This window comes from Streptomyces violaceus (genome assembly GCF_036014075.1).
GTDB lineage: Bacteria > Actinomycetota > Actinomycetes > Streptomycetales > Streptomycetaceae > Streptomyces > Streptomyces violaceus.
Genome location: NZ_CP107911.1, coordinates 921453 through 934625, shown reverse-complemented (window position 1 = coordinate 934625; position 13173 = coordinate 921453). Strand labels below are relative to the sequence as shown.

The 13173-nt window shown below is 71.1% G+C and carries 10 protein-coding genes; 8 read left to right on the top strand and 2 right to left on the bottom strand.

Going from position 1 to position 13173, the window contains the following annotated elements; genetic code table 11:
• Nucleotides 1-275: 275 nt before the first annotated feature.
• Nucleotides 276-1088, top strand: coding sequence for an SAM-dependent methyltransferase (locus OG542_RS04345; RefSeq protein WP_328408357.1), 813 nt, complete (start codon nt 276-278; stop codon nt 1086-1088).
• Nucleotides 1085-3229, top strand: a complete 2145-nt coding sequence (locus OG542_RS04340; RefSeq protein WP_328408355.1) for a putative bifunctional diguanylate cyclase/phosphodiesterase — start codon at nt 1085-1087, stop codon at nt 3227-3229. Before OG542_RS04345 ends, OG542_RS04340 begins: the two co-directional genes overlap by 4 nt.
• A gap of 104 nt (nt 3230-3333) precedes the next feature.
• On the opposite strand, the gene OG542_RS04335 is transcribed toward OG542_RS04340, so the two are convergent.
• A complete protein-coding gene (locus OG542_RS04335) occupies nt 3334-4218 on the bottom strand; it encodes a LysR family transcriptional regulator (protein WP_328408353.1) in 885 nt (294 codons plus the stop codon).
• Between the two features lie 118 nt (nt 4219-4336).
• Here OG542_RS04335 and OG542_RS04330 point away from each other — a divergent pair, with 118 nt between their 5' ends.
• The 6 genes from OG542_RS04330 (at nt 4337) to OG542_RS04305 (ending at nt 10803) form a co-directional block, all read left to right on the top strand.
• The gene (locus OG542_RS04330; protein WP_328417760.1) at nt 4337-5008 is read left to right on the top strand and encodes a succinate dehydrogenase; all 672 of its coding nucleotides are present in this window, start codon (nt 4337-4339) and stop codon (nt 5006-5008) included.
• Between the two features lie 2 nt (nt 5009-5010).
• Nucleotides 5011-6960 (top strand): fumarate reductase/succinate dehydrogenase flavoprotein subunit, encoded by a 1950-nt coding sequence (locus OG542_RS04325; protein ID WP_328408351.1) that lies wholly within the window; start codon nt 5011-5013, stop codon nt 6958-6960.
• The gene (locus OG542_RS04320) at nt 6957-7706 is read left to right on the top strand and encodes a succinate dehydrogenase/fumarate reductase iron-sulfur subunit (RefSeq protein ID WP_328408349.1); all 750 of its coding nucleotides are present in this window, start codon (nt 6957-6959) and stop codon (nt 7704-7706) included. Before OG542_RS04325 ends, OG542_RS04320 begins: the two co-directional genes overlap by 4 nt.
• A 115-nt stretch (nt 7707-7821) precedes the next feature.
• Entirely contained in the window at nt 7822-8589 is a 768-nt protein-coding gene (locus OG542_RS04315) for a GNAT family N-acetyltransferase (protein WP_311129043.1), read from the top strand.
• Entirely contained in the window at nt 8589-9521 is a 933-nt protein-coding gene (locus OG542_RS04310; protein WP_328417758.1) for a lysophospholipid acyltransferase family protein, read from the top strand. Before OG542_RS04315 ends, OG542_RS04310 begins: the two co-directional genes overlap by 1 nt.
• Before the next feature lie 106 nt (nt 9522-9627).
• Entirely contained in the window at nt 9628-10803 is a 1176-nt protein-coding gene (locus tag OG542_RS04305) for an alanine--tRNA ligase-related protein (RefSeq protein WP_328408347.1), read from the top strand.
• 4 nt (nt 10804-10807) lie between these two features.
• On the opposite strand, the gene OG542_RS04300 is transcribed toward OG542_RS04305, so the two are convergent.
• Nucleotides 10808-13168: an excinuclease ABC subunit UvrA gene (locus OG542_RS04300; RefSeq protein WP_328408345.1), complete on the bottom strand. Its 2361-nt coding sequence runs from the start codon at nt 13166-13168 to the stop codon at nt 10808-10810.
• Nucleotides 13169-13173 lie beyond the last annotated feature (5 nt).

Genomic DNA, 13173 nt, shown 5'->3' with positions numbered 1-13173 from the left:
CCCTCCGTGGCTCACGGAGGGGCGGACCGTTTTGCCATGCTTCACCTGAACTCAGCGAATTCTCAGCACTCTTCCCCTTCCGGACCGGAACTCTCCGGAATGCCTCGAACGCTGTTCGTCATATGTTCGAAGGGCAGGCGGGCGGGTATCAATTCGGCACGTGCCGCAGGCAGTGACCGGGAACGGATGGTCAATTTCCGTTTCGGGTCGCTCCATTGGCGGGCGATCAGTAGCCTCTGCTCGAACACCGGATCGCCTACGCCTTGGAGAGATAGATGGAGCGTCCCGCCTGGGCCCCACGGAGCATCGACATCTCGGTGCCCAGCGTTTCCCGGATGTACGACTTCTATCTGGGCGGATCGCACAACTTCGAGGTCGACCGGGAAGCGGCCCGCCGGGCCATGGAGTTCCTGCCGGGACTCCCCAAGATCATGCAGGCGAACCGCGCGTTCATGCGCCGCGCCGTGCGCTACGCGGCCGACCAGGGCATCACCCAGTTCCTGGACATCGGCTCCGGCATCCCCACCTTCGGCAATGTGCACGAGGTGGCCCAGGCCGCTCGCCCCGGCGCGCGCGTGGTCTACGTCGACCACGACCCGGTGGCCGTGGCACACAGCCAGACGGTCCTGCGGGACAACGACGGCGCGGGCGTCGTCGCCGCGGATCTCCGCAAGCCCCAGGACATCCTGCGCAGCCCCGAGGTGGAGCGGCTGATCGACCTGAATCAGCCAGTGGCGCTGCTCCTCGTTGCCATACTGCACTTCGTGGAAGACGAGGACGACCCGTACGGGGCGGTGGCCGAGCTGGGCGAGGCGCTGGCGCCCGGCAGCCTGCTCGTGCTCACCCACGCCTCCTACGAGGGGATCCCGCTGCCGCCGGAGCGGGCCGGGGGCGCGGTGGACGTGTACGAGGAGATCCGCAACCCGCTGATCATGCGCTCGCGCGAGGAGATCGCGCGGTTCTTCGAGGGGTACGACATGGTGGAACCCGGACTGGTGGCGATGCCACGCTGGCGGCCCGACACCACACCGGAGGACGACGATCCGTATGCGTTCTCCGGTTTCGCGGGCGTGGGGCGTACGGCGTGATCGCGGAACCGGACGGGCCGGAGGACAGACTGCGCAGATTCGCGACGATCTGGAGCCGGGCGGTCTTCCCGGTGACCTCGACGTCGTCGACCCGCCCGGAGTTCGAGGAGCAACTGCTGCCGCTGGCCCGGCGGCTGAGCGAGGCGCTGCTGGCCCGGGCTTTCGACTCCGACGAGGGCAAGGCCGTGGGCGCCGCCCTCGTGGACGCGCACTGCACCGACCCGGAGGCGCTCAGCCGCACGCTGGACTGCGTGGACGCGTACCTCGTCCTGTACTGCGGCGGTGACGGCGACCAGGAGGGCCTGCGGGCGCGTTCCGCACGCCTCCAGCACGCGATGGCCGCCGGCTTCGCGCAGGCGCTGCGCGAGCGGACACTGGCCGAGCAGGAGGCCATCGCCCAGGCCGCCCTGCAGGCGCAGGGCGTGGTGGCGCAGGCCCTGCACGCGAGCGAGGCCCGGTTCCGGGCGGTCTTCGAGGGCGCGGCCATAGGCATCGGCATGGCCGACCTCGAGGGCAACATCCTGCAGGTCAACGGCGCGCTGCTGCGCATGTTCGGGATCTCCGAGCCGACCTTGCGCAGCCGCAACGTCAGGGAGTGGACCCACCCCGACGACGCGCCGCAGACCTGGCGGCTCTACGACGAGCTCGTACGCGGCGAGCGTGAGCACTACCACCTGGAGAAGGCGTTCTACCGCCCTGACGGAACGGTCCTGTGGACCAACCTGACGGTCTCCCTGCTGCGGGACGCCGACGGTGAACCGCAGTACCAGCTCGCCCTCATGGAGGACACCACCGAGCGGCGGCTGCTCAACCTGAGGCTGCGCTACGAGGCCACGCACGACGCGCTGACCGGCCTGCCGAACCGCACCTTCTTCTTCGAGCGCCTGGAGAAGGCACTGGGCGCCGGGGAAGGCCAGCGGTTCGGGCTGTGCTACCTCGACCTCGACGGCTTCAAGACCATCAACGACAGCCTCGGCCACGCGGCAGGGGACCGGATGCTGGTGGAGGTCGCCGACCGGCTGCAGTCCTGCGCCACCGCGCCCGGCGAGATGGTCGCCCGGCTCGGCGGCGACGAGTTCGTGGCCCTGACCACCGGCCCCGACACCCAGCGCGAGGTCGACGAGCTCGCCGGCCGCATCATGAACGCGCTGCTCGCGCCGATCAGCGTCGACGGCCGGGAGCTGACCGTGCGCGGCAGCATCGGCATCGTCGAGGGCCCGGCCGGGGAGCGCAGCCCGGCGGAGGTGCTGCGCAGCGCCGACATCACCATGTACCGGGCCAAGTCGGCGGGCGGCAACCGCTTCGAACTCGCCGACCCCGAGGCCGACGCCCGCGCCATCACCCGGCACGGACTGACCACGGCCCTGCCCACCGCGCTGGAGCGGGGGGAGTTCTTCATCGAGTACCAGCCGCTGGTCCACCTCGGCGACGGCAGCGTCCGCGGAGCCGAGGCCCTGGTGCGCTGGCTGCACCCGCAGCACGGCGTGCTCGGCCCGGACCGCTTCATCCCGCTCGCCGAGCACACCGGGCTGATCGTGCCGCTGGGCCGCTGGGTCCTGGAACAGTCCGTACGGCAGGCCCGCGAGTGGCGGGAACTGCACGGCGGCGCGGAGGCCGTGGGCCCGCTGCGGATCAACGTCAACCTCTCGCCCTGCCAGCTGACCCACCCCGGCCTGGTCCAGGACACCGTCGACATCCTGGAACGCACCGGCATCGAACCGGACGCGCTCTGCCTGGAGGTCACCGAGTCGGCGCTGATCGGCGCGGACGACGACCTGCTGAAGCCGTTGCGCCGGCTGGCGGAGATGGGCGTCGACATCGCCCTGGACGACTTCGGCACGGGCTACTCCAACCTCGCCAACCTGCGCCGGCTGCCGGTCAGCATCCTGAAACTGGACCGCTCCTTCACCCAGAGCATGCAACAGTTCCCGGCCGACCCCGTCGACCTCAAGATCGTCGAGGGAATCGTCTCCCTGGCCCACAGCCTGGACCTCGCGGTCACGGTCGAGGGCGTGGAAACCGGCGCCCAGGCCGAACAGTTGCGCATACTGGGCTGCGACACGGCCCAGGGCTGGTACTACGCAAGGCCGGGCCCCCCGGAGCGCCTGCACGAACTGGCCCTGGTCGACGCAACGGGCTAGGGGGTAACGCCCTCAGGGGCGCGGGGAACTGCGCGAACAACCACAACGCACCCGCGCCCCCGAACGATGCTCACCCCCAACGGCGCTCCCGGACACAAACCGCCTCACCGCTCAAGCAACATCCGCTGCAACTCCCGAGCGGCCCGAGGCGGAGCCACATCGCTGCGATGCGCCAGCGCAATCGTCCGATGAAGTCCGGGCCGGGCCAGCGGAGTCACCCGCAGCCCGCGCCCGGCCCTGGCCGCCACCATCCGAGGCACGACAGCGACACCGAGCCCCGCCCGCACAAACCCCAGCACCGCATCCATCTCCCCACCCTCCACAGCGAAGTCCGGCTCGAACCCCTCGGCACGGCACGCCGCCACGGTCAGCTCCCGCAGGTCATAGCCGTGCCGGAACATCACCAGCCGCTCGCCCTCCAGATCGGCGACGCGCACGGTACGCCGGCCCTCGCCGGGTCTCGGCGCGTCGGGTGAGGAGACCACCACGAGATCCTCCCGCAGCAGCTCCACCGTGGTCAGCGCCGGCGACGGTGTCGGCAGGGGCAGCACGACCAGCGCCAGATCCAGCGCGCCACGCGCCAGCCCCCGCACCAGGTCATGAGAGCCGCCCTCTTCGATCAGCAGCCGGATCCCCGGGTACCGATCATGGAAGGCGCGCAGCACATCCGGCAGCAGACCCGTGCACACACTCGGCGTCGCGCCCAGCCGCACCCGCCCTCGCCGCAGCTGCGCCAGTTCCTGTACCTCGTGCCGGGCCGTGTCCGCGTCGGCCAGGATCCGCCGGGCCAGGGGCAGGAGCGCCTCCCCGGCGTCCGTGAGCGTGATGTTGCCGCGGGCGCGCAGGAACAGGTCCGCGCCCAGTTCCCGCTCCAGCGCCTTGATCTGCTGCGACAGCGACGGCTGCGCGACATGGACCAGATCGGCGGCCCGGGTGAAGTGCCGGGTCTCGGCGACGGCCACGAAGTACTGGAGCTGCTGGAACTGCATACTCGTACGATAGTCCCAGCCTATGGAATCAAGCCGGACCATGTCTTGGACCGATCGGCCGCGCGTCCGTAGCGTGCTGGCCATGGCTCTGGCAACGCGGACGGACCGACGGCCGTCCATGGCACGCACCGTGTGGGACTCCACCCTCGGCAAGAAGACCGTGATGGCGGTCAGCGGGCTGATCATGCTGCTGTACCTGGTCGTCCACATGATCGGAAACCTGAAGATCTTCTTCGGGGCCGGCGAGTTCAACGACTACGCACACTGGCTGCGGGTCGTCGGCGAGCCGTTCATGCACTACGAGTGGACGCTCTGGCTCGTCCGGATCGTGCTGGTCGTCGCCGTCGTCGCCCACGCGACCTCGGCGTACCAGCTCAGCCGCCGCGACATCAAGGCGCGCCCCAGCAAGTACGTGCACAAGAAGCCGCGGGCCTCCTACGCCACGCGCACCATGCGCTGGGGCGGCATCATCCTCGGGCTGTTCATCGTCTGGCACATCCTGGACCTGACGACCGGCACCGCGCACCCCGGCGGCTTCCAGGAGGGCCGTCCGTACCAGAACGTCGTGGACACGTTCTCCACCTGGTACGGCAACGTCGTCTACATCGTCGCGATGCTCGCGCTCGGCCTGCACATCAGGCACGGCCTCTGGAGCGCCGCCCAGACCCTCGGCGTCGGCAGCCGCAGCCGCGACCGCGCCCTGAAGACCGTCGCCAACGTTCTCGCGCTGCTGCTCACGGCCGGTTTCATCGCCGTACCCGTGGGCGTCATGACCGGAGTGGTGAGCTGAAGATGACTTCCTACGCCGACTACGCGACCGGTGAGCCGGTCGTCGACACCAAGGCCCCGTCCGGGCCGGTCAACGAGCGCTGGGACAAGCGCCGCTTCGAGGCCAAACTGGTCAACCCCGCCAACCGGCGCAAGCACACCGTCATCGTCGTCGGCACCGGCCTCGCCGGCGGCTCCGCCGGGGCCACCCTCGCCGAACAGGGCTACCACGTCGTCCAGTTCTGCTACCAGGACTCCCCACGCCGCGCCCACTCCATCGCCGCACAGGGCGGAATCAACGCCGCGAAGAACTACCGCAACGACGGCGACTCCATCCACCGGCTGTTCTACGACACCGTCAAGGGCGGCGACTTCCGGGCCCGCGAGTCCAACGTCCACCGGCTCGCGCAGATCTCCGTCGAGATCATCGACCAGTGCGTGGCGCAGGGCGTGCCGTTCGCCCGCGAGTACGGCGGGCTGCTCGACACCCGGTCGTTCGGCGGGGTGCAGGTGTCGCGCACGTTCTACGCCCGCGGCCAGACGGGCCAGCAGCTCCTCCTCGGCGCCTACCAGGCCCTCAGCAGGCAGATCGCGGCCGGGAACATCGAGATGCATCCGCGCACCGAGATGCTCGACCTGATCGTCGTGGACGGGAGGGCGCGCGGCATCGTGGCCCGGGATCTCGTCACCGGCCGTATCGACACGTACTTCGCGGACGCCGTCGTGCTCGCCTCCGGCGGCTACGGCAACGTCTTCTACCTGTCGACGAACGCCATGAACTCCAACGCCACCGCCATCTGGCGGGCCCACCGGCGCGGCGCCCTGTTCGCCAACCCCTGCTTCACCCAGATCCACCCCACCTGCATCCCGCGCACCGGCGACCACCAGTCCAAACTGACGCTGATGAGCGAGTCGCTGCGCAACGACGGGCGTATCTGGGTGCCCAAGGCGAAGGGTGACCGGCGGCCGCCCAACGAGATCCCCGAGGACGAGCGCGACTACTACCTGGAGCGCATCTATCCGTCCTTCGGCAACCTCGTGCCGCGTGACATCGCCTCCCGTGCCGCGAAGAACGTGTGCGACGAGGGGAGGGGCGTCGGTCCCGGCGGTCAGGGCGTGTACCTGGACTTCGCCGACGCGATCGAGCGGATGGGCGTGAAGGCCGTCGAGGCCAAGTACGGCAACCTCTTCGACATGTACCAGCGGATCACCGACGAGGATCCGTACCGCGTGCCGATGCGGATCTACCCCGCCGTGCACTACACGATGGGCGGCCTGTGGGTCGACTACGACCTCCAGACCACCGTCCCCGGGCTGTTCGCGATCGGCGAGGCCAACTTCTCAGACCACGGCGCCAACCGGCTCGGCGCGTCCGCGCTGATGCAGGGCCTGGCCGACGGCTACTTCGTGCTCCCGGCGACCATCAACGACTACCTGGCCCGCAACCCGCACCACGACGCGGTCACCGGCGAACACCCCGTCGTCCAGGATGTGCTGGCCGAGACGCAGGACCGGCTCAACCTGCTGCTCTCCGTCGACGGCGACCGCACCCCGGACTCCTTCCACCGCGAGGTCGGCGAACTCATGTGGGAGTTCTGCGGCATGGCCCGCACCGAATCGGGGCTGCGCAAGGCACTGGAGCGCATCCCGCAGATCCGCGAGGAGTTCTGGAGGCGCATCAAGGTGCCCGGCACCGGCGAGGAGTTCAACCAGTCGCTGGAGAAGGCCAACCGCGTCGTCGACTACCTGGAGCTGGCCGAGCTGATGTGCCTCGACGCGCTGCACCGCGACGAGTCCTGCGGCGGCCACTTCCGCGAGGAGTCCCAGACCCCCGACGGCGAGGCCGCTCGCAAGGACGAGGAGTTCGGGTACGCGGCCGCCTGGGAGTTCACCGGCACCGGCGAGGCTCCGACCCTGCACAGGGAAAACCTGGCCTTCGAGTACGTCCACCCCACTCAGCGGAGCTACGCATGAAGCTCACCCTGCGCGTCTGGCGGCAGAAGAACGCCGACGCCGACGGCACGATGTCCACGTACGACGTGGACGGGATCTCGCCCGACATGTCCTTCCTGGAGATGCTCGACACGCTCAACGAGGAGCTCACCCTGCGGGGTGAGGACCCGGTGGCCTTCGACCACGACTGCCGCGAGGGCATCTGCGGTGCGTGTTCGCTCGTGATCAACGGGGATGCGCACGGGCCTGAACGGACGACCACCTGTCAGCTGCACATGCGGTCCTTCAAGGACGGCGACACGATCGACGTGGAGCCGTGGCGGGCGTCGGCCTTCCCGGTGATCAAGGATCTGGTCGTCGATCGGTCTGCGTTCGACCGGATCATCCAGGCCGGTGGTTACATCACGGCGCCCACGGGGGCCGCGCCGGAGGCCCACGCGACGCCGGTGCCGAAGCCGGATGCGGACTTCGCGTTCGAGCACGCGGAGTGCATCGGATGCGGGGCCTGTGTGGCGGCTTGTCCCAACGGGGCGGCGATGCTGTTCACCTCCGCCAAGATCAACCACCTGAACGTGCTGCCGCAGGGGGCGCCCGAACGGGAGACGCGGGTGCTGGACATGGTGGAGCAGATGGACGAGGAGGGCTTCGGCGGCTGCACCCTCACCGGGGAGTGCGCCACCGCCTGTCCCAAGGGAATTCCCCTCATGTCCATCACCAGCATGAACAAGGAGTGGCTGCGGGCCACGCGAAGGGTCGCCAAGCAGTAGTTCAGCAGGCGCACACCCGCACTCCTGGCACTCGTCACGCGCAGGACAGGCGGCATGGGCACAACAGTGGGCGGCGGCACCGTTCGCCGCCTCCGGCCCGTGACCAGGAGATGCCATGACCGGCGTACTGACCGTCGACCGCCCCGCGCAGCCCACGGCCCCCACCCGCTACACCGTCGCCCTCGCCCGGAACGAGGAGGACGTGCGTGCCGCGCAGCGGCTGCGGCACGACGTCTTCGCCGGGGAGCTGGGCGCCCTGCTGGCCGGCCCGCAGCCGGGCCTCGACGTCGACTCGTTCGACGCGTACTGCGACCACCTGCTCGTCCGTGAGGAGACGACCGGCCAGGTCGTCGGCACCTACCGGCTGCTGCCGCCGGAGCGCGCGGCGGTCGCCGGGCGGCTGTACTCCGAGAGCGAGTTCGATCTGACCTCCCTCGGCGGGATCCGGCCGGAACTCGTCGAGGTCGGCCGCTCCTGCGTGCACCCCGACCACCGCGACGGCGCGGTCATCAGCCTCATCTGGGCCGGTATCGCCCGCTACATGGTCGACCGCGGCCACGAGTGGCTCGCCGGCTGCTGCTCCATCCCGCTGGCCGACGGTGGCGCTCTCGCCTCCGCCACCTGGGACCGGGTGAGCGCCAAGCACCTGTCGCCGCAGGAGTACCGCGTCCAGCCGCTGCTGCCGTGGGTCCCGGGCCCCGCACCCGCCGCCCGCGTCGAACTGCCCGCCCTGCTCCGCGGCTACCTGCGCCTCGGTGCCTGGGTGTGCGGCGAGCCGGCCCACGACCCGGACTTCGGCGTCGCCGACCTGTACGTGCTGCTGCCGATGAGCCGGGTCAACTCCCGCTACCTGCGGCACTTCCTCTCCCTCGTGCCGGCGTGATGAGCGCCTGGCTGCCCACCGCGCCCTGTACGCCCAGGGCCTGTGTCGAGCCGGTGGCGAGGGCCGTGCCGTGGGCCGTGCTGCGGCTCACCGCGGTCGTCCTGCTCCTCTTTGCCGGGATCGTGCTGTCGCTGTTCGGCGCACAGATACCGGCGTCCCTGGTCCGGCGGTGGTGCCGGTGGATCGTGCGGGCCGCAGGGGTCCAGGTCCGCATCACCGGCGCCGCCGCCCCCACCGGCCCACTGCTGCTGGTCGCCAACCACATCTCCTGGCTGGACATCCCACTGCTCGCCGCCGTACGTCCCGCCCGGATGCTGGCCAAGACCGAGGTGCGGCGGTGGCCCGTCGCCGGGCCGCTGGCCGCGCGCGGCGGCGTCCTGTTCATCGACCGGGACCGGCTGCGGGCCCTGCCGGGCACCGTCGCCCGGATCGCCGAGGTGCTGCGCGAGGGCCGGGCCGTCGGGGTCTTCCCCGAGGGCAGCACCTGGTGCGGGCGCTCCCAGGGAGTCTTCCGCCGGGCCGTCTTCCAAGCCGCGCTGGACGCGGGGGCCGCCGTCCAGCCGGTGCACCTGCGGTACCGGCTCGCCGGCGGGCCCCCGAGCACCGCGCCCGCCTTCGTCGGCGAAGACACACTGCCTGCCTCGGTCTGGCGTGTGGTGTCGGCACGCGGACTGGTCGCTGAGGTGGACGTACAGGACGTCATACCCCCGGGCGCCCACACCGACCGGCGTTCGCTCGCCCGGGCCGCACAGCCGGCGCGGCCCGCACAGCCGGCCTGGACACACGCCGCGCCGGTGACCCGGCCGCAGGGCGGCACGAAAATTCCCGCGACGGTCCCCGCGCCCGCTGTTACCGTCGCATCCATGGAGGTCATCAAGCGCACCGACGCCGCAGCCGCGCGAGCGACCAGCTCACCGGCTGCCGACGCCTGACCTCGTCACCACTTCCCGGCGGCCGGAAACGGACCGCCAGGACCCCCGTACTCTCCGGCTTCCCCGACGCGGTTCGTTCCGGTCCCCCGACCTCAAGGAGACCGCCATGGACACCGCCCGGACCGTACGGACGTTCAACGACTTCTTCCGTGAGCGCGGGCACCGGCTCGTCACCGGCAGCACGCTGCTGCCCCCGCCCTCGGACCCGGTGCTGTTCACCACGGCCGGCATGCAGCCCCTCACGCCGTATCTGCTGGGCCGCCCGCATCCGCAGGGGCGGCGGCTGGTCAACCTCCAGCGCTGCCTGCGCACCACCGACCTGGACGAGATCGGCGACACCACGCACCTGACGGTGTTCGAGATGCTCGGTTCCTGGTCACTGGGCGACTACGACCACGCCCAGTCCCTCCGCTGGGGGTACGAACTGCTGCGCGACGGCTTCGGCATCCCGCAAGAACGGCTGCACGTCACGGTCTTCGGCGGATCGGACGAGGTCGGCCCCGACACGGAATCACTGCGCGTCTGGGAGGAGCTGGGGCTGCCGGTGGAGAAGGCCGGGGACGAGAACTGGTGGTTCAACGGCCCGGACGGCCCGTGCGGCCCCGACTCGGAGATCTTCGTCTGGACCGGCGAGACCGGCACCCCGCCCCAGGGCAGCCCAGGCACCGACCCTCGCTGGACGGAACTCTGGAACCACGTCCACATGCGCTACGAGCGCCGGGCCGACGGCACTCTCGTCCCCCTGCGGCAGCCCGGCGTAGACACGGGCATGGGGCTGGAACGCCTGGTCGCCGTCCTGCAGGGGCGCCGGTCGGTCTACGACACGGACGTCTTCGAACCGTGGATGCGGACCGTGCCCTCGCTGTGGGGCCTCGACGGCCCGTCGACCCGCCTGGTCAGCGACCACCTGCGCGCCGGCGTCGTCGTACTCGGTGACGGCGTACGGCCGTCGAACACCGGCCGCGGCTACGTCCTGCGCCGGCTGATCCGCCGTCTCCTCACCACGCTCGGGCGCGGCGACTCCTCCCGCACCCTCGCCGACCTGCCCCCGGAGCTGATCGAGCACACCCTCGACCACTTCCGCCAGTCCGTCGGCCGGGACCTCGTCCGGGAGGTCCTCCTCGACGAGGAACAGCGGTTCGGCAAGCTCCTCGAACGGGGAAGCCGTCTGCTGTCCCGGCCCGAGTACCAGGGACCGCTCAGCGAGGAGGACTACGCCTACCTCCACGACACCCACGGCCTGCCCCGGGACCTCGTCGCCGGCCTGCTCGCCACCCGCTGACGGGCTACGGCCGCTCCCGGCCGAGCGCCCGGCCCAGATACCGTGCCGTGGCGCTCGGTTCCGCCCGGGCAACCTCCGCGGGCGGCCCCGCCGCCACGATCCGGCCGCCCGCGTCGCCGCCGCCCGGGCCGAGGTCGATCACCCAGTCGGCGCGTGCCACGACGGACATGTCGTGCTCGACGACGATCACGGTGTGCCCGGCGTCGACCAGGCCGTGTAACTGGCGCATCAGGACGTCGACGTCGGCCGGGTGGAGGCCGGTCGTCGGCTCGTCGAGGAGGTAGAGCGTGTGGCCGCGCCTGCCGCGCTGCAACTCGCTCGCCAGCTTGATGCGCTGCGCCTCGCCGCCGGACAGCTCGGTCGCGGGCTGACCGAGGCGGAGGTAGCCCAGGCCGACGTCGAGCAGAGTGCCGAGGCTGCGGGCCACGGCCGGGGTGTCCGCGAAGAACTCCGCCGCGCTCTGAACCGTCAGGTCCAGCACCTGCGCGACGTTCCGCCCCCGGTACGTCACTTCCAGCGTCTCCGGGTTGTACCGGGCCCCGCCGCAGTCCGGGCAGGGCGCGTACGTGCTCGGCAGGAACAGCAGCTCCACGCTGACGAACCCCTCGCCCTGGCAGGTCTCACAGCGCCCTCCCGCCACGTTGAAGGAGAACCGGCCGACACCGAAGCCCCGTTCGCGCGCCCCGTCGGTGGCGGCGAACACCTTGCGCACCACGTCGAAGAGGCCGGTGTAGGTCGCGAGGTTCGAGCGCGGGGTGCGCCCGATCGGCTTCTGGTCGACCGAGACCAGCCGGCCCACCCCCGCCGTCTCCGCCCTGTCCTCGGTGATTTCGCCGATGAGCGTGGACTTGCCCGAGCCGGACACCCCCGTGACCGCGGTGAACACGCCGAGCGGGAAGTCGGCGGTCACGCCGCGCAGGTTGTGCCGGGTGACCGGGCCGGTCCTCAGCCATCCGCTCGGTTCGCGGACCTGCCGGGCCGGGGCGGGGGAGCGGTCGAACAGGTAGCGGGCCGTCGCCGACTCCTCGACGGCGGCCAGCTCCGCCACGGGGCCGCTGTGCAGCACCCGCCCGCCGTGCTCACCCGCGTGCGGGCCCACGTCCACCAGCCAGTCGGCGCCGCGTACGACGTCGAGGTGGTGTTCCACCACGAACACCGAGTTCCCGGCCGTCTTCAGCCGCTCCAGCACCGTGAGCAGCGCCTCGGTGTCCGCCGGGTGCAGCCCGGCCGACGGCTCGTCGAGGACGTAGACGACACCGAACAGGCCGGAGCGCAGTTGGGTGGCGAGGCGCAGGCGTTGCAGTTCGCCGGCGGAGAGGGTGGGGGTGGGTCGGTCGAGGCTGAGGTAGCCGAGGCCCAGCTCGAGGACCGGTGCGATCCGGGACGTGAGGTCGGCGGTGAGGACCCGGGCGGTCTCCGAGGTCGCGTCGAGACCGGCGGCCAGCTCCACCAGCGGCACCGCGGCCAGCTCGGCGATGGTCCGGCCGCCGAACGTCACGGCGAGTGCCTCGGGGCGCAGCCGGCTCCCGCCGCACGCCGGGCAGGGCGCACTGGTCAGGAACCGTTCGGCCTTCGTCCGCAGGGTCGGGCTCTTGGAGTCCGAGAAGGTCTTCATCACGTACCGCCGCGCGCTCATGTACGTGCCCTGGTACGGCCGTTGGATGCGGTCCGCGTCCCGCACCGGGTGCACGGTGACCACCGGCTGCTCGTCCGTGAACAGGATCCACTCCCGGGCCGCGGCGGGCAGCTCCCGCCACGGCCGGTCCACGTCGTGGCCGAGCGCGCCCAGGATGTCCCGCAGGTTCTTGCCCTGCCAGGCGCCCGGCCACGCGGCGATGGCGCCTTCGCGGATCGACAGCGACGGGTCGGGGACCAGCAACTCCTCGCTCGTACGGTGCACCTGCCCGAGCCCGTGGCACTCCGGGCAGGCCCCGGCCGCGGTGTTGGGCGAGAAGGCGTCGGAGTCGAGACGCTCGGCGCCGGGTGGGTAGGTGCCGGCCCGGGAGAACAGCATGCGCAGGGAGTTCGAGAGGTTGGTGACGGTGCCGACGGAGGAGCGCGAGGTGGGGGCGGCGCGGCGCTGCTGGAGCGAGACGGCCGGCGGCAGACCGGTGATCTCCCCGACCTTCGGCGCGCCGACCTGGTGGATCAGCCGGCGGGCGTACGGCGCCACCGACTCGAAGTAGCGCCGCTGGGCCTCCGCGTAGATCGTGCCGAACGCCAGTGACGACTTGCCCGAGCCGGACACGCCGGTGAACACGGCCAGCACGTCCCGGGGGATGTCGACGTCGATGCCCTGGAGATTGTGCTCGCGGGCGCCGCGGACGCGGACGTAAGGGTCGTGGGGGGTGTGGGGGTCGTGCATGAGCA

What these genes read in the sequence shown, in the direction of transcription:
- OG542_RS04310 (WP_328417758.1), top strand. Translation starts at nt 8,589, where the DNA reads ATGAGCGCCTGGCTGCCCACCGCGCCCTGTACGCCCAGGGCCTGTGTC.
- OG542_RS04345 (WP_328408357.1), top strand. Translation starts at nt 276, where the DNA reads ATGGAGCGTCCCGCCTGGGCCCCACGGAGCATCGACATCTCGGTGCCC.
- OG542_RS04300 (WP_328408345.1), bottom strand. Translation starts at nt 13,168, where the DNA reads ATGCACGACCCCCACACCCCCCACGACCCTTACGTCCGCGTCCGCGGC.
- OG542_RS04305 (WP_328408347.1), top strand. Translation starts at nt 9,628, where the DNA reads ATGGACACCGCCCGGACCGTACGGACGTTCAACGACTTCTTCCGTGAG.
- OG542_RS04315 (WP_311129043.1), top strand. Translation starts at nt 7,822, where the DNA reads ATGACCGGCGTACTGACCGTCGACCGCCCCGCGCAGCCCACGGCCCCC.
- OG542_RS04330 (WP_328417760.1), top strand. Translation starts at nt 4,337, where the DNA reads ATGGCACGCACCGTGTGGGACTCCACCCTCGGCAAGAAGACCGTGATG.
- OG542_RS04335 (WP_328408353.1), bottom strand. Translation starts at nt 4,218, where the DNA reads ATGCAGTTCCAGCAGCTCCAGTACTTCGTGGCCGTCGCCGAGACCCGG.
- OG542_RS04320 (WP_328408349.1), top strand. Translation starts at nt 6,957, where the DNA reads ATGAAGCTCACCCTGCGCGTCTGGCGGCAGAAGAACGCCGACGCCGAC.
- OG542_RS04325 (WP_328408351.1), top strand. Translation starts at nt 5,011, where the DNA reads ATGACTTCCTACGCCGACTACGCGACCGGTGAGCCGGTCGTCGACACC.